Here is a 16,275-nt window from a genome sequence, read left to right on the forward strand (position 1 = left end):
GCACACATCGAGTGTCACTGTTCAGTTTTCAAGGAACTTATTAGTACGCTTTCGCACCGCGCTGTATCTCAGCGGCGACTTTATTAATTTATCACACTGTCACCTGATAAGTCAATAGGTAACTTGCATTTGTTTATGATAAATTTTCATTTGTTCTACCATGAAACAAAAAAATAAAAGCCCGCCGCAACGGACTTTTAATAATATATCATAGCATTCTCAGTCATGTCAAGAGTCCTACAAAATAAATTGCTTAATGATTACCAAAGCAGCTAAGCCAGGAAAGCCTAAAAAACCTGTCACTGTTACCGTTACTGGATTAATTGGAATTTCAAAGGTAAACGATTCTGCAACAAGATTGAAGAGAAAAAGAATCATGCTGCCCACAACTAAGTTTCCAACTACCCAGCCGATCCACTTTACCCATCTCCAACTGGCCTGATTCATTACAATAAAAACGAGACCAGCCACAGCAACGACAATTCCCAGTGTCAAGCTGTCCACTTTTCCTCCCCTTCCTATTCAAACTAACAACTTCAGCAATCTACACTACCTTGTTATTGAAAAAAATAAATGAGTACGGTGATGGTGTTGTTCAATGCATGAAATAAAATCGCTGCCCAAATACTTCGATAATAATGGCGCAGAAAACCAAGCATCAATCCCATCATAAATAGAGGCGGGAAAAGTACAGGGTCCACATGAATCGCACCAAACAATAAACTTGAACCAATAATACCTGCCAAGGCACCAAAGCGACGAACAATCGCTGTCTGTAGTACACCACGGAACATCACTTCTTCAGCAATCGGTACAAATAGACCCACTAAGAGCACTTCTAGAATGCCTGTGATTATACTGTTGTTTTTAGCTTGAAGTACTTCTCCAGAAATCTGCTCTTCTCTCCAGGAATCAAGCTCAAAATTAAAGTAATCCGCAATCGGCACTGTAATGATCGAATCTAATAAAAATGTAGAAAATAAATAAAAAAGAAGAACTGTAAAGAATAATTGCTTTCCTTTAATCGGACGGACAAAGCCGATATCATGCAGCCGCCCTCTAAATAGAAGCAGCGCAAACAGCATCATCATACACTGCGGAAGAAACCCTTCTACAAACCCTAAAATCGATTGCTCTGAAAACCACGGATATGGAAAAAACATGTACAGCAACAGAATCAGACCACACGCTACTTGATACAGAGCAAAATAGTACATAGCATATTTCCCAGAAACCCCTGCTTCCCATCCGGGAAACTCATTCCGTATTGTTTTCAACAGAGCGGGAATATAGAAAAATGCGGGCGCAATACTGAAGAATACTGTACTTAAAAAAAGAAGAAAACCTAATAAGGACATACCATCGGAAGACTCTACACGCCACTTCCCATCCTCGGTGGACACCCACTGCAGAAATGAGAACTCCAGCATGAAGCTGCTAACATAGCCTATAAGCAGCAGTACAGCCGAATAAAACGCAATCTTCTCCCACCGCTCTTGTCTATTCACATATTCACCTCGCCATCTGTACAAACTTATTCACGTTGTCCCACAAAAAGAACAAGCCAACAGAAAAAGCGATGGCTCAACACCTCTCCGTCCCCTCTTCGATAATAAAGAAAGAACAACCACGTGTTGAACTCACCGCCTTATTCTTTACCTCGGGCAAAACGATACCTCTATAGCTCTCTTCTTCCTTCTAGAGCTTTAGAGATTGTTACTTCGTCCGCATATTCTAAATCTCCGCCAACCGGAAGACCGTGTGCAATTCGAGTAACACGAATACCGAACGGCTTTACAAGGCGGGATATATACATCGCTGTGGCTTCCCCCTCAATGTTCGGGTTCGTGGCCAGGATTAACTCCTTTACTTCCTCATCCTCTAAACGACGAAGCAGTTCCGGAATACGGATATCCTCCGGCCCAATCCCCTCCATAGGAGAAATTGCTCCATGCAGCACGTGATAATATCCATTATATTCCCGCGTCTTTTCCATCGCAATTAAATCTTTTGGCTCTTGGACAACACAAATAATCGATTTATCACGGGACGTATCCGAACATATCCGGCATGGATCTACATCCGTAATATTCTGGCATACAGAACAATACACCAGATTGCGTTTGGCATTAACCAACGCCTTGGCGATCTCTAGAACCTCGTCTTCCTTCATGCTTAAAACAAAGAAAGCCAGACGCGCTGCCGTCTTCGGTCCAATGCCTGGCAATTTCATAAATCCATCGATTAGCTTTGCTATTGGTTCAGGATAATACACACAGCTCTCCTCTATATCTTTAGAATAAGCCCGGCAGGTTCATTCCTCCGGTAAACTTGCCCATGCTCTTCGATACCATCTCATCCGCTTTATTCATTGCTTCCGTTACAGCAGCCAACACCAAATCTTCAAGCATTTCCACATCATCTGGGTCTACTGCTTCCGGTTTAATTTTAATGCTCATAATTTCTTTATGACCGTTAGCGACTACCGTGACCATGCCGCCACCGGATGTGCCTTCTACTGTCTGATCTTTCAGTTCCTCCTGCGCCTTTTGCATCTGCTGCTGCATCTTTTTCATTTGTTTCATCATATTTTGCATATTTCCGCCACCGAACATATTTGTTCCTCCTAATCTTTTATATCTACCAGTTCTTCGCCAAATAGCTTCATCGCTTCCTCAACCACAGGTTCAGCTTGCGGCTCCGTTTCCACATCCGTCTGATTTTCTTGCTTAGACGGACCGACAGACGCCTCAATCTCTTTCCACTGGTTCTCCATCAATGTAAACAATTCAACAGGCCGATTGATAAATCCTTTTACAACTTCCTCAATAAGCTGTTTATTCAGCTCGCGGGCCGTCGTTTCACAATGAATAACGCTTTTAAAGCAAATGACCAGCCCATCCTGGGATAAAGCGACGGGAATTCCGTCAAGCAGCCATGCATGCAGACGTACGCTTTTTGCCTTTACCTGCTGCAAAATATCCGGCCAAATGGAACGAAGACGGTTCAATTGAGGGTCAATGGAAGCGGAAGCAACCTCACGAACCCGCCCTACCGGGATCTTGACAGTCGGCTGTACGCTCGAACGTCGTGCCTCTCTTCGAGGGACAGACGCAGACACGGAATCCGCAGCGCCGCCACCTGCTGCGAGCTGCTTAATCTGCCGTTCTAGCTCCGTAATGCGCTGCTTGAGCTGATTGACCTCTTCCGAAGAGGTCGCTGCAGGAGGATGAGCTCCTTCATGGGATTGCAAAGTTCCTGATGAGTAAGGCGCTTCCGTCTGGCAAAGCTGAATTAGAATTAGCTCTAACATAATCCTTGTCTGACTTGCACGCTTCATATCATTCTTCGCCTGATTCAGCTTATCGATGATCTGAAAAAGACGGGAGCGCTCTGCATGCTCGCCCAGTTCTTGAAATCGTTCATCTAATATGATCCGGTCTTGAATCTCTTCTAGTTGAGACGCTGTCTTATACAACAGCAGATCACGGAAATAAAAGAGCAGATCATCGAGGAATTGCTCCGGGCTTTTGCCACTCTGCACAAGCTGCCTTACGACGTCCAACGCCTCAGATGCGGAACCTTGCATAATATGATGCGCTGTCTCAGCCAACGTCACTTGCGATGCAGAACCGGTAATGGCCATGACATCTTCAAGACCGATATGATTGCCTCCAAATGATAACGCTTGATCCAAAAGGCTTAACGCATCCCGCATACCACCTTCTGCCATCCGTGCAATGAATGTCAGGGCTTGATCGGCTACCTCCACATCTTCATCGGCAATCGCTTGCTTCATTCGATCAACAATCTGCGCGCTGCCAATGCGGCGAAAATCAAACCGCTGACAACGTGAGATGATTGTAGCTGGAAGCTTATGCGGATCAGTAGTCGCCAGAATAAAAATCACATGGGCCGGTGGTTCTTCCAGCGTCTTCAATAACGCATTGAACGCTTCCGGGGTCAGCATGTGTACTTCATCTACAATATATACTTTATACCGAACCTGGGTGGGAGCGTATTTCACCTTATCCCGAATATCACGGATTTCTTCGATCCTGCGGTTAGAGGCAGCATCAATCTCCATGACATCTACAACTGAACCCTCTGTGATACCCATACAGGCAGCACATGTATTGCAAGGCTCCGCAGCAGGACCATTTTCGCAGTTAACCGCTTTAGCCATAACTTTTGCGGCGCTCGTCTTTCCGGTTCCGCGGGGTCCGTTAAACAGATATGCATGTGAGAATCTTTGCTCTCTTAACGCATTTTGCAATGTCCTTGTGATATGCTCCTGGCCTACGATATCGGCGAATGTCTGGGGCCGCCAGATTCGATACAATGCCCGATAAGCCATCTTGCATCGCCATCTTTCTTGCGTCACATAAAAATGCACGCAGATAATAAATAAATTATACAGCCATTATTATATCATTTTACTGGTTGGACAGAAAAGGGAAAGAGAAGGATTAACAGGAGGGAAGAATAATATGAAACGTTGTGCCGTAGCCTTTGTTTGATACACGGATCGTACCGCCCATATCATGAATGATTTTTTGGCATACAGGTAGGCCAAGACCTGTTCCTTCTTCTTTTGTGGTAAAAAACGGTTCGAAAATTTTATCAGCTAAATACGGTGGGATACCAGGGCCTGTATCATGAATATTGATCTCTATGTGACTTCCCATAGGAAAAATCTTCACTGTCAGCGTTCCTTTTCCTCCCATTGCTTCCATACCGTTCTTACTAATATTGAGCAGGACCTGCTTTAATAGCTCGCTATCCCCCATAACCGGCGGCAGCGTTCCTTCTTTTTTCACGATAACTTCGACACCACGTAAAAGTGCTTCATTCTCTACGATTGGAAAGATCTCCATGCACACCTGTTCAATATCAACAACTTTATATTGTATTTCCTTTTGTTTGCTTAACAGTAAAAACTCGCTGACCAGATCATTGATTCGTTTTACTTCAATCAGCATAATATCCGTATACCCTTTTTCCTTTTCTAATCCGGCCTCAGCGAGAGATCTGCTCATCATCTGCAAAAATCCATTAATGGATGTAAGTGGGTTGCGGATTTCATGCGCTGTACCCGCAGCAATCTGTCCAATCATGGCCAGCCTATCGCTTCGCTCAATCTTATCGGCGAGCGAGCGCATATTCGTTACGTTCTTAAATAAATAATAACCGCCTTTAATCTGCCCTGATGAATCCCTGATTATGTCCGAATCAACAAGTAATTCAAACCGCTGATTGCCATTGAACCAGGAATACGCCTTGTCTGTCACCGTAACACCTTTTAATATCGCAGAGGAAATAAACCCCTGGTCTTCTTTCATACCAGGAAAAGCCTTTTCAATCGTCTGATTAATCACATGCTGTTTCTCGACCCCGAGAATAGTACACGCAGCTTTATTGATTTCCGTAATGCGGGCGTTTTCATTTAATATGATTGCACCTAAATTCATATCCTTAATCATCTGCGGATAAAAATACGGGAGTAACACATTATTAGAAGCCTCTTGAATAGACGGAAGAAGAAAAAAGTGGAGGCCATCCTCATGTTTGGCATCACTGCAGATAATTAAATCGCACATACAAGTATCACCTGAATATAATTTGAAAAGTCCGCGCGGTATACGCTTCAATTTCGTCTGCATCCTGTTACAGTAGCGCACCCATGATGCAAAGGTATCTTTAGTCACAAACAAATCGCGGAATGTCTTCTGCTTTATTTCTTTATATGTATGTCCAGTAGCCTGAAGCATAGCGGCATTAGTCTCTACGATGTTTCCCTCTCCATCGAAAAAAGCGGCAGCAAAAGGAATATTGTGTAATTGATGCCTCATCTCATCGATATCAATTTCCACTTGAAATAAGTTTCCAGGCATTTCTTTCTCACCCCACCGCTGGCGATATTTGCATAATTGTTATATTCGGTTTATTTTTATAATCTCCTTTTTGTTTTCCGATAATGTTACACAAATTAGACAAAATAAAAGCTCTCGGTGTAGAGTACACCGAGAGCTTTATAAAATTATAGCCGCACACCTGTCGTCGATACGCTCATCCGAGCGGCCCCGTGCAGTTAGCTCAAACCAGGCCACCCTGCGGCACACGGAAGGATCCACTTATGGCTGCTTCCTTCCGGACCTGACCAGGTTCATGGGTTCCCGTTGCGCAGGACCCGGTTCTCAACACCACTTACACAGACCTGACCTCACATGAAGCGCACCTCAGACAGGAATTCAACCCCGCTACAGCGGATTGCGGGTACAGGGCACCGCTACCTCCCCGTCTAGTGCGACAAACTTATACACTTGATTATGCAGCATGGCTGCCTAATCATCTTATCAAAAAAGAAAATGGAACGCAAGCAGTCATCCCGGACTGCTTCTACACAATTTTTTGCACAGGAAGAAAAACCTTCATCTACTCCTTTTTCTCTTCTACTTTATCGAAATTCACCAATTTATCTACTTCTTGAATAATCTTAGCGGCTTTATCAAAGGAGGCTTTTCCTTTGGTGATGTATGTATTTACTTCGACGAGTATACCGGTCACTTCAATTAAATCAAGAGAATCCATATACTTTTGCAACTCAGTTACCTGTTTCATCACATCATATGCCAATTGAGTCGTGTACGGTTTCTTTGTCATCTCCGCAATGTCTGCGATCATGACCCGAACAACAGGAAGTGTCTGTCCCTTAGATGGCGACGTGTCTTCTGGAATTTTCGTAGCCCGTCCTTCTCGATTGATGACAACCCCATTCGTATACTTCGCATCCCCTGTAAGCGGATCAATTGTCATTCTATCGGGCTGTCCCTTTTTCGGTTTTTCTAGCGGCTTTTCAAACGGCTGTTCAATTAAGGAAAACGTCTCCTGGATTTTCTCTAGTCGATAATCAGATACGGGGATTTTTGGCTTTTCTATCCTCTGTAATACCAGACGCTTACGCATCTCCTCCTCAAACTGAGATGGAGTAGTATTCTCGTCGATATTCACTTGGTAAGGTGGTTCATTCATAGGCACAATATCTGTAATTCCTTCATCTTCCGCCTGGGCGTTCTGCCAGACAGCAGACGTAATAAATATGCCGGCACTTGTAAGAGACGTAGCAACAATCAGGGACAACACGATATTTCTCTTTCTCATACAGGATTCTCCTCTTCCATACTTCTCCTGAAAGGGAACAAGCCTTCTCTCTTCTGAAATTCCTCTTACTTTATCTCCTCACATTAGTCAAGAGATTTTTTCTCTCTGACTAAGGAATATGCATGTTCTACAAGACGAATTTCTCGAATGCTCTCCCAATCATTATCTATCTCTTCTATAATGCACCTGACCAGCCCAGTATAGCAAGCATGCAGATCGGCCTGAGTTAGACAGGCTTCAAATACCGCGCAATAAATGTCCTGTTTCCCCATGATAATATACCCCCAACAAGATGAATAAAATTGGTTAAATAGTATTACTTTGGATTTTACGGTTGAAATATTGTTAAGTAAAGAGATTCGACAAAAATTCTTATTGATTTACATAAAAAAACGCCTCCGGTTTTTAACTGGAAGCGATTCTTTATTTTTATATCCTATGCTTATTTTGCTTTTTGCTCATGTAGAACATTTTGCATCACAATATGTAGCAGATATTCCCCAAAAGCAACCGCAGCGGCGGCAATAAGAGAAGCTTGTAACACAGGTGTATCCGGATTAAAAAAACCAAGACCGATTAGATAGATGATAAAAAATGCAATAATAAAATCGGCAATTGTTGCAATGAGATTACTGGTAAGCGGTAAAATAATCAAATCCCCTATATAATAACCAATGATGCACAGAAGAAAACTCATGCCTACTATGTCCCTGATGTCTTCTTGGTAAAACAATCCCAGCACAAAAGCTAACATGCCTGTTACTGCCACCACTTTGATTATAATTGTATCGATACTCTCCAATGGTTCATGCACTCGTATCATCCCTTTTACCAGTACTTTTCATATTTATGGTTGCATGGTTATCGGGATTTTATTCACCACTAAACCGAAAGAGGAGAGGTTAAATCGCCACTTCCATCTTGATGGACGGATGGTGCTGGTATTCAATCAACTGAAAATCATCAATGGTAAAATCATCAAAATTCTTTATCTCTGGATTCATCCAAAGAGTAGGGGCAGGGTAAGGCTCACGTTCAATCTGCTCCTTCAATGGTTCAATATGCTTCTCATAAATATGGGGATTATTAATATTGAACGTTAACGTGCCGAGCTGATAGCCTGTTACCTGCGCGATCATCCGTTGTAATACATAGTACTGGAACACATTAAACGGATTTCCCAATGCCATATCATTACTGCGAACTTGAACAACCAGGTGAAGTTGACCATTCTGAACGATCCATTGATTGGACCATACACACGGATATAACTGCATCTGCTCCAAGTCGTCAATATTCCATAAGGAAATCACATTTCTTCGGGATGCAGGATTGTTTTTTAATTCATGTATAAGATTATGAACCTGGTTGGTAATCCTGCCCTTGATCATGATTGGTTTTCCTAATTGATATCCATATGCCTTTCCAATATTGTTTTGCGGATTCGTCCATTCTTTCCATATTTTCACGTTATGTTCATCCAGATAAGTACAGTCACTTGTTCGATGGACATAAAACCAAAGCAATTCATGAATGGCTGTTTTCCATGCAACCTTTTTTGTTGTAAGTATCGGAACTTCTGTCCCGTCAAAGCTCATCTGTCCTGTAACCAAACTCTTTGTATAGGCCGGTGTTCCATCCGCCCATTTTGTTCTAACCTGCTGGTCTTTATCCCATAAGCCGTGATCTAGAATATCGAGCAATAATCCTTTGTATATCTCATCTGCCTTGCTCATCATCCCACTCCTCTCTATGAGCCCTGATTTACTCGTTCATATGTAGTAAAAACATACTCATACACATTCTTTTCATCCGTGATACCTTTTTCTACGGAAACAACCTTCCATTCATCCGGGACAAGCCGGGGAAAGTACGTATCCCCCTCAAACTCATGTTCTATCGTAGTAATGTACAGCTTCGTTGCATAGGGTAAAAATACTTTATAAATTTCTTCCCCGCCAATGACAAAAGGCTCTTCTTCATTCTTCACCATTGATAGAACTTCCTCCACCGAGTGAACAATTTCGCAGCCGGAAGCAGTGTACTGTTTATCTCTTGTTACAATAATATTTCTTCTGCCACCAAGAGGTCTACCAATGGATTCATAATTTTTTCTTCCCATAATCACGGAATGCCCCATTGTTACTTTTCTGAAATAGGCTTGGTCTTTCGGTAGCTTCCAAGGAATATCATTATCTTTGCCAATCACTCTGTTCTTGTCCATCGCTACAATCATAGACATATTCATAATCACTTTGCTCCTTATGCGCTTTTGACATAATAAAAACCTCCCAGTGAGCTTTGTTAGCTTGGAGGTTTCTATTTTTCATCCGATATATGCAGTCACATGCTTGACCCCATATCATTTCCACCATATTATCATACTGCCGGAATCCCCAGCAAATACAAAATCCTATGGTTATGCTTATATCATGCGCCGTTAACAAACCGATCGCTTTCTTGCTCGGTAAAAACGGATTCAAATACAACGCTACAGTTCCTGCCGTTGTTTTTTGCTCTGTATAAACATTGATCTGCCAACTCGATTACTTTTGCCTGTTCAGATGTACATGCAGGATAAGATGAAATCCCGACTGAGATGGTCACAAATTCACCACAGGGGCTTATCTTTGTCTCCATATCCTTACGCAATTTTTCGGCTACAATAAACGCCTCTCTTTTCTCCGTATGAGGCAGAAGGATCGCAAATTCCTCTCCTCCAAAGCGGCAGCATAGATCATGCTCCCTTGCAGCTTCCTTCATCTGTTTTGCCAAAAACTTCAGCACTTCATCTCCTACCGAGTGTCCATACGTGTCATTCACTCGTTTGAATCGATCAATATCTAACAAAAGCAGCGAGAATGAAGTTTTATTTTCTATCCACTTCCTCATATACTCGTCCATTGTTCGACGATTGGCAAGCTTTGTTAAGGGATCTGTCGTCGATTGATACATGAAATAATTAATTTTATTATGCAGAAAAGCCAGACTGTGCAGAAGAGAACTCTTCAACTGAATCGCTTCATAATACCACGCAGACACGGCCTTTATATTTTCCGCCTGGTTATTTTCGGTGCTATTCTCCGTATAATACGCCAGTTGATGCAGCGGCTGAGCAATCTTTCTAGAAATCCACCCAATAATAAGCAAGGAGACCAGCAAGAAAGGAAGTGACTTTTCAACCATTTCATTCACCATATTTGTTGCAGGAAGCAGCGCCTTATCAATCGGGCGCTGTGAGACAACTCCCCAGCCGGTGATCGGAACATAGGCATAGCCAGCCAGCATTTCCTCGTTTTGTGTATTGATAACACGTCCCATGCCACTTTTACCTTGCGCGAGCTGTTGAACCACATCATTCTCTTTTACAGTATCATTGATTCTACCCGCATCCTGATGATAAATAATACGTCCGTCACTATCAACAACATACACATAAGAACCGTCTTGATAGAAGTGCTCACCCAACAGTTCATTCAATACGTTTGCTTCCTTTAAGTAAAGCGTTCCTCCTACCAGTCCAAGGTACTTGCCTTCGCTATCAATAACAGGATGCGAAATAAAAATGACCAGCCGTCCGGTAATCGCTGTATATGGCTTGGAGATCAGAGGCTTCCTTTCTTTTAATGCTTCCTGACCACCAGGAGATGTTAGGAGTTTATCCTTAACTTGCAGAGATTGGGGGGATGTAGCTAAAATGCGTCCTTCAGCATTGGCGATAATAACAGAATTAAAAATATTCATCTGCGTTTTCAAGCGTTTGGCCTCATAAAGGAGTTTAGCTTCATTGGTTTGCATGAAGGGAGCGATATCTGCGGAGCTGAATTGCAGCGTTTGGAGGGTGTTTTTTAATACGATGTTTGTTGTTTTTGCGAGCTTTTGCGCATATACACGATTGGTCTCCAATGTGTTTGTGATAAGTGTCTGTTTATCAATCCGGTAGCCGCTCCAGAGGCTGCTAATTAAGGTTAATACGCATGACAAAAGAGCTACAAACACAATTAAATTTTGTAATGAAAACCTCATTTTTCTCAATATGTTCCGCCTGCTTTTCATTTAATTACTGGCTGTACGTTCCGCTGTAGGTGTGCATTGTATGTAAGGTCTTAAAGGTAGTTTCTTATTTTTTTATTTAACAAAAGAAATAGTATGAACGAATTGGCCTAGTCCGATTTTAACATAAGCTGCATAAAAAACAACATGATTGGATTTACCCTATACTGGACTATACATCTTCTTTTTAATACCTACACTTTGCACATAATGGGACACTTGTTCCTCCCAGTTAAACTCTTTAATTTTCAACTATTCTGTTATAAGTGAGTCAGTATTAGATATATAACCGTAAATGTAAAATGAGTTACTCTCTTCTTTATAAGGAACGTTAAGATTATCTAATAAGGAACGAAAGTCTTCCGTAATATCAATCACTTCCGGTTCTACAAGCATTCCCTGATGCTTCAAATATCTTGGTCTAACTCGTATCCATTCAACTGAATAAAAAGGGAGCAGACCCTCAATCCAGTCACCCCAATACCATACATCACTATCGAATACCTCAGGTTCAGGTGTGTCCTCCAATACATATTTAGCTTGAAAAGGTGGCGTAAATGGTAACGTATGCAGTACTTCATGCTGTAATTTGCCCCATTTAGTGTTATTCATAATGGAACATAACTGTTTTTCCTCTATAACTACTTGTACTTTTTGTTTTAAAGTTTTCATAACAACTCCTTTTCATGCTCTACTCGTGCAAACCTCTAAGAATGAACTTCCTAGTAGTCTCGCATCTTCGAAACCGAGATTCCCTGAATGTGAGATAATTATAGGGTACTCACCGTCCTTCATCTCTTCTCTCATATCAAAAATGTAATGATTTCCGCAACCGTCCATGGCAAAAGATACGGCATTTGGCATCCATAAAGGGAATAAATAGGCTAAATTCATCTCTCTAAAATCATTTGTATTAAAAAATTGGAAATACCTCTCCCCGTTTTGAAAATCGCCTCCGTCAGCATACCTCAAAAAATCAATATAACTATTAGGTAATGGCTTATTGGGCATTTTTAAACATGTAAATACTGTGTGACTCGTATATTCTTTAAACCCTTCACTCTCTTCTACTGATAAATCCCGGTTCCAGCAGCTTAGAAATTCTTTAATTTTATTTTCTGCTGCTCCTTTACGTTTTGAATATTCTACTTCAAAAACAGTATCCCAGTCCATTTACACACTACCTTTCTATCGTATCCACATCACCATTATCAAAACATTCCCGCATATCAAGTCCCTCTATTCTCTCTTACAGAGTTAATCGCATCTTGTTCAATGCGTATCAAGGATACATTTCAGCAGGATCAATCTTATCTGTTTTTGATATAACAAAAAAACCTCCAATCATGCCTTTTAGCTTGGAGGTTTCGAATTTCTATGTGCTGCATAACCAATCATATACCTAGGTGATTCCCTTTTTTTAAGCTGGAATCAGTTAGATACATAAACTCCATTTTCGTCTGCATATCCCGTTCTACTCACGCGTAACAAACGGCAAAATTGTTGATATGGTAAGCTCTTATCCATATGGCGGAGATGGAGGGATTCGAACCCCCGCGCGCCGCAAGACGCCTAACTGATTTCGAGTCAGTCCCCTTCAGCCGGACTTGGGTACATCTCCATATGAATAACTACGCTGTGCTAAAAAATATCCTATCATATTTTTAAATTCTCATGCAACGCCGCCTCTTGGAAAGCACTTTTTGTATTGATTTCTCAGTCCAAGAGCGAGTATAATAAACAATAAATTTGTACTGACTAGTCAGTTTAAAAAATTGAGGTGACGAGTTTGCGCGCAAAAACGAAAGAACTCATCTTCCAGGGCGCACTGAAAGCATTCGCTAATAAAGGCTTTAATGAAACAACTATGGAACAAATCGCTGAAATATGCGGCGTTGCTAAAGGCACGCTCTATTACAACTTTAAGACGAAAGAGGATTTGTATATCTTCGTGATGGAATCAGGCGTGCAGAATTTCACAACGATGATTCAGGATTATATTGATGTCGTACCTAAAGAGGATTTCAGAGAGCGTGTGATTCGATTGATTGAAGCACATCTTGATTTCTTTCAGAATGAGCAGGATTTCTGCCGCATGCTGCTCAGCCGCAGTTGGGGTACACAAGATCGGCATCATACCATCCGCCATGTCTTGCAGCGATACTTTGTTTTATTGGAAAACGAGATACAAGCAGCAAAAGATAACGGTCAACTACCCGCCGAGTTGGATGTTAGGGTCGTTGCCAGCAGCCTTTTTGGCATGATCGGATTCACTGCGATGCGGGCGATTATTCACGAAGAGTCCATTGACGCGCCTGCGCTGCGCTATAGTCTGCAAAATCTTGTTCTGCACATGTTAGGTATTTTTGAAGAATAGATCATTACACGAGAAAATAAGGGTGGAGAGGAAAAAATGAAAGGCTTACGAACCATTATGTTTACGACCATGGCTGTTCTGATCGGAGGAGGTGCTTATGCGCTGTCATCCTATGAAGAGACAGGACGCATCCACGCGGCATCTACGAGTCAGCCGACCGCTTATGTAGAAGCGACCAATATGAATATTAGCTTCAAAATGGGAGGACGAATCAGCGAGATTTACGTTAAGGAGGGCGATCATGTTAAGAAAGGTCAACTGCTTGCCCGACTTGAAAGTAAAGAACTGCAGGATAAGGTTTCTCAAGCACAAGCTTCATTAGACGCAGCCACTGCGGGCGTCAAGCAAGCACAGGCATCCGTGTCCGCTGCCGAAGCCAAGAAGCTTCAGGGACAGAGCGCAGTAAATGTAACAGCCGATACGGCAGAACGCCAGGTTGAACAGGCACAGGCGGCTGTAAAAGCGGCACAGGCGCAGGTTGATGCGCTTAAGAATGGAGCGCGCAAAGAAGAACGAGAGCAGGCACAGATCAAAGTAGATGCCGCAAAAGAAGCATTTCGCTTAGCAAATGATAACTATACACGAATGAAAACACTGCTTCAGCAAGGAGCTGTGCCGCAGGCAAAAGTAGATGAAGCAGAATTAAGCTATCAAAAAGCAAAGGCCGAGTACGATGCTGCGCAAAAACAATACGAAATGGTACAAAACGGACCGCGTAAAGAAGAGATTCAAGCAGCGGAAGCACAGTTAGAGCAGGCAAAAGCAGCAGTCTCTCTTGCCCAAGCCGGCAAAGGCCAGGTAGCTGTGCGCCAGGATGACGTACGTGCTGCAGAAGCCGGAATCTCACAGGCATCCTCCTCTGTTTCTTCTGCCAATGCGAACGTAGCAAAGGCGCAGGCTGCATTAAACGAGGCCAGAACATACATTACATATACAGAACTTCGTGCACCTGCAGATGGAATTATCACTTCACAGTCCGGACAGTTGGGTGAACTGGCTGGTGCAGGCTTCCCTGTATTCACACTTGAAGCTACCAAAGACCGTTGGGCAAAGTTCTACTTCCCGGAAACAGAGCTTGGCACATTGAAAAACGGGGATGTTGTGACGATGAAGCTTGTCTCCACAGGCAAAGATGTAAAAGGAAAAATTACAGTGATTCAACCAGCGGCTGACTTCGCCATTCAAAAACCAAGCCAACAAGCCGGGGATACGGATATTCGTTCATTCGGGGTAAAAGTCATGCTAACTGACTTGCCGGATAGCGCAGCTACCGGTATGACGCTGCAATGGCAGGGCATGGGGACGAATTAACGATGTCATCGCCACTAAAAGTAGGAGATATTATTCGCGAAGAATGGTTGAACATCCTTCGCGATCGCCGTCTTTTTGCGATTCTTTTCCTTGTTCCGCTGCTGTATACGGCGCTGTTCGGATATCTATACTCTAATCAGCGCCTGACGGAAATTCCGACCGTTATTTTTGATGGGGATAACAGCCAGCTTAGTCGGCAAATCGTCCAATCATTCGACCAGACCGAGACCTTCCATGTGACCAAGCGCACACTCTCAGAAAATGAAGTACAGCGCTTAATCGAAACAGGGGAAGCACGAGTGGGTATTATCATTCCAAATGAATTCTCGACCCGCTTAAAGCACGGGGATAATGTGCCTGTCCTCACCTTCGTGGATGGCAGCAATATGCTGTTCTCCAACTCGGCGACGCGGGCGGCCAATCAAGTCATTACGACATTCAGCTACGGCGCTTCTTCTACGAAGCTGAAACAGCAGGGATTACAGGATGAGCAGATCGCAGCAACATTCTCACAGATCCCATTCCGTTCTCGTGTACTGTATAATCCGATGTTTAACTACAATGATTTTCTTATATACGGCTTGATCGGTGCCATTCTTCAGCAGGTTCTCCTGCTTGGCGTTGCCCTCACAGTGACACGGGATAAAGAAAAAGGCACATGGAGCCGCTTTGCAGCATGGCGCAATCTTCCTTGGCGGATTGCCTACGCTAAGACAGCTCCCTACTTCCTTATCGGTATCGTTAATAATGTTAGTGTGTTCGCGATTGCATTATACATGTTCCATCTGCCTCTGCGCGGCATGTTTCTTCCCGCTCTCGTACTTGGCATAAGCTTTGTGTTTGCCCTTCTTGGCATCGGCTATCTTGCAAGCCTCTTTTCAGGCAATCAAGTCGGCTCCACGCAGATTACCATGCTGATTGCCGTACCATCCTTTTTGTTATCCGGTTTCACATGGCCGTTCGAAGCAATGCCGCATGCATTGAATGTAGCGGGACACCTTTTGCCGCTGACGTACTTTTTGGATGGGGTGCGCGAAGTGTTTATTAAAGGACATGGCTTTGATATGATCTGGCGTGATTGTGTAGCGCTTGGCTTAATGGGAACTGTCACCTATTTCCTGGCCTTTCTGCTCACACCTATTTTCGTTAAACCGGAGCAAAAACCGAAAGCGGAAGCTTCTCTTTCTGCCTAGAACCAAAAACCATGCAGCATGAACGAGCGCGACAAGGAGGTATGTTCCTATGTCGCGCTTTTTTGAACCTAAAATAGGAAAAAATAACTTTGCATATGTTCATGATTTTTTATACAATTTTATACGAACAAACGTTCCTTTTTTATGTTGTGATTTTCCCTATCTTTCCCTCTTCTTATA

16 protein-coding genes, 1 tRNA gene and 1 other RNA gene are annotated in these 16,275 nt (G+C 42.9%); 3 read left to right on the forward strand and 15 right to left on the reverse strand.

What is annotated here, in order from left to right:
• Positions 1-237 precede the first annotated feature (237 nt).
• From AB3351_RS21730 to AB3351_RS21800, 15 genes are all read right to left on the reverse strand, one after another.
• Entirely contained in the window at positions 238-504 is a 267-nt protein-coding gene (locus AB3351_RS21730; protein ID WP_371149215.1) for a pro-sigmaK processing inhibitor BofA family protein, read from the reverse strand.
• A 53-nt stretch (positions 505-557) separates the two neighbouring features.
• Positions 558-1,508, reverse strand: coding sequence for a CPBP family intramembrane glutamic endopeptidase (locus tag AB3351_RS21735; protein WP_371149216.1), 951 nt, complete (start codon positions 1,506-1,508; stop codon positions 558-560).
• 170 nt (positions 1,509-1,678) lie between these two features.
• On the reverse strand, positions 1,679-2,275 hold the full coding sequence (recR, locus tag AB3351_RS21740; protein ID WP_371149217.1) for a recombination mediator RecR: 597 nt from the start codon (positions 2,273-2,275) through the stop codon (positions 1,679-1,681).
• Positions 2,276-2,294: 19 nt separating this feature from the next.
• Entirely contained in the window at positions 2,295-2,615 is a 321-nt protein-coding gene (locus tag AB3351_RS21745; RefSeq protein ID WP_371149218.1) for a YbaB/EbfC family nucleoid-associated protein, read from the reverse strand.
• An 11-nt stretch (positions 2,616-2,626) separates the two neighbouring features.
• Positions 2,627-4,357, reverse strand: coding sequence for a DNA polymerase III subunit gamma/tau (dnaX, locus tag AB3351_RS21750; protein ID WP_371149219.1), 1,731 nt, complete (start codon positions 4,355-4,357; stop codon positions 2,627-2,629).
• 112 nt (positions 4,358-4,469) lie between these two features.
• Positions 4,470-5,894, reverse strand: coding sequence for an ATP-binding protein (locus AB3351_RS21755; RefSeq protein WP_371149220.1), 1,425 nt, complete (start codon positions 5,892-5,894; stop codon positions 4,470-4,472).
• Between the two features lie 152 nt (positions 5,895-6,046).
• Positions 6,047-6,310: signal recognition particle sRNA large type (gene ffs / locus AB3351_RS21760), an RNA gene on the reverse strand.
• 125 nt (positions 6,311-6,435) lie between these two features.
• Positions 6,436-7,161 carry a hypothetical protein gene (locus tag AB3351_RS21765; RefSeq protein ID WP_371149221.1) on the reverse strand — a complete coding sequence of 242 codons (726 nt, stop codon included), beginning with the start codon at positions 7,159-7,161 and terminating at the stop codon, positions 6,436-6,438.
• Between the two features lie 442 nt (positions 7,162-7,603).
• Complete coding sequence (locus AB3351_RS21770; protein WP_371149222.1) at positions 7,604-7,975, reverse strand: DUF2512 family protein; 372 nt, start codon at positions 7,973-7,975, stop codon at positions 7,604-7,606.
• An 88-nt stretch (positions 7,976-8,063) separates the two neighbouring features.
• A complete protein-coding gene (gene thyA, locus AB3351_RS21775; protein ID WP_371149275.1) occupies positions 8,064-8,897 on the reverse strand; it encodes a thymidylate synthase in 834 nt (277 codons plus the stop codon).
• Positions 8,898-8,911: 14 nt separating this feature from the next.
• Positions 8,912-9,409: a dihydrofolate reductase gene (locus AB3351_RS21780; protein ID WP_371149223.1), complete on the reverse strand. Its 498-nt coding sequence runs from the start codon at positions 9,407-9,409 to the stop codon at positions 8,912-8,914.
• Between the two features lie 182 nt (positions 9,410-9,591).
• Positions 9,592-11,187, reverse strand: a complete 1,596-nt coding sequence (locus AB3351_RS21785) for a sensor domain-containing diguanylate cyclase (protein WP_371149276.1) — start codon at positions 11,185-11,187, stop codon at positions 9,592-9,594.
• 279 nt (positions 11,188-11,466) lie between these two features.
• Positions 11,467-11,886, reverse strand: coding sequence for a DUF6678 family protein (locus AB3351_RS21790; RefSeq protein ID WP_371149224.1), 420 nt, complete (start codon positions 11,884-11,886; stop codon positions 11,467-11,469).
• Between the two features lie 12 nt (positions 11,887-11,898).
• On the reverse strand, positions 11,899-12,387 hold the full coding sequence (locus tag AB3351_RS21795) for an SMI1/KNR4 family protein (protein ID WP_371149225.1): 489 nt from the start codon (positions 12,385-12,387) through the stop codon (positions 11,899-11,901).
• A 355-nt stretch (positions 12,388-12,742) separates the two neighbouring features.
• Positions 12,743-12,835 (reverse strand) — tRNA-Ser (locus tag AB3351_RS21800).
• A 168-nt stretch (positions 12,836-13,003) separates the two neighbouring features.
• Here AB3351_RS21800 and AB3351_RS21805 point away from each other — a divergent pair.
• Genes AB3351_RS21805 through AB3351_RS21815 form a run of 3 tightly spaced genes read left to right on the forward strand, consistent with a single transcriptional unit; the run spans position 13,004 to position 16,095 of the window.
• Positions 13,004-13,591 (forward strand): TetR/AcrR family transcriptional regulator, encoded by a 588-nt coding sequence (locus AB3351_RS21805; RefSeq protein WP_371149226.1) that lies wholly within the window; start codon positions 13,004-13,006, stop codon positions 13,589-13,591.
• A 36-nt stretch (positions 13,592-13,627) separates the two neighbouring features.
• Positions 13,628-14,902 carry an HlyD family secretion protein gene (locus tag AB3351_RS21810; protein WP_371149227.1) on the forward strand — a complete coding sequence of 425 codons (1,275 nt, stop codon included), beginning with the start codon at positions 13,628-13,630 and terminating at the stop codon, positions 14,900-14,902.
• Between the two features lie 2 nt (positions 14,903-14,904).
• Entirely contained in the window at positions 14,905-16,095 is a 1,191-nt protein-coding gene (locus AB3351_RS21815; RefSeq protein WP_371149228.1) for an ABC transporter permease, read from the forward strand.
• Positions 16,096-16,275: the final 180 nt, after the last annotated feature.

This window comes from Aneurinibacillus sp. REN35, assembly GCF_041379945.2.
Taxonomy (GTDB): domain Bacteria; phylum Bacillota; class Bacilli; order Aneurinibacillales; family Aneurinibacillaceae; genus Aneurinibacillus.

Coding starts and splice junctions, on each gene's coding strand:
- AB3351_RS21795 (WP_371149225.1), bottom strand. CDS start 12,387: ATGGACTGGGATACTGTTTTTGAAGTAGAATATTCAAAACGTAAAGGA.
- AB3351_RS21790 (WP_371149224.1), bottom strand. CDS start 11,886: ATGAAAACTTTAAAACAAAAAGTACAAGTAGTTATAGAGGAAAAACAG.
- thyA (WP_371149275.1), bottom strand. CDS start 8,897: ATGAGCAAGGCAGATGAGATATACAAAGGATTATTGCTCGATATTCTA.
- AB3351_RS21785 (WP_371149276.1), bottom strand. CDS start 11,187: ATGAGGTTTTCATTACAAAATTTAATTGTGTTTGTAGCTCTTTTGTCA.
- AB3351_RS21810 (WP_371149227.1), top strand. CDS start 13,628: ATGAAAGGCTTACGAACCATTATGTTTACGACCATGGCTGTTCTGATC.
- AB3351_RS21745 (WP_371149218.1), bottom strand. CDS start 2,615: ATGTTCGGTGGCGGAAATATGCAAAATATGATGAAACAAATGAAAAAG.
- AB3351_RS21815 (WP_371149228.1), top strand. CDS start 14,905: ATGTCATCGCCACTAAAAGTAGGAGATATTATTCGCGAAGAATGGTTG.
- dnaX (WP_371149219.1), bottom strand. CDS start 4,357: ATGGCTTATCGGGCATTGTATCGAATCTGGCGGCCCCAGACATTCGCC.
- AB3351_RS21780 (WP_371149223.1), bottom strand. CDS start 9,409: ATGAATATGTCTATGATTGTAGCGATGGACAAGAACAGAGTGATTGGC.
- AB3351_RS21765 (WP_371149221.1), bottom strand. CDS start 7,161: ATGAGAAAGAGAAATATCGTGTTGTCCCTGATTGTTGCTACGTCTCTT.
- AB3351_RS21755 (WP_371149220.1), bottom strand. CDS start 5,894: ATGCCTGGAAACTTATTTCAAGTGGAAATTGATATCGATGAGATGAGG.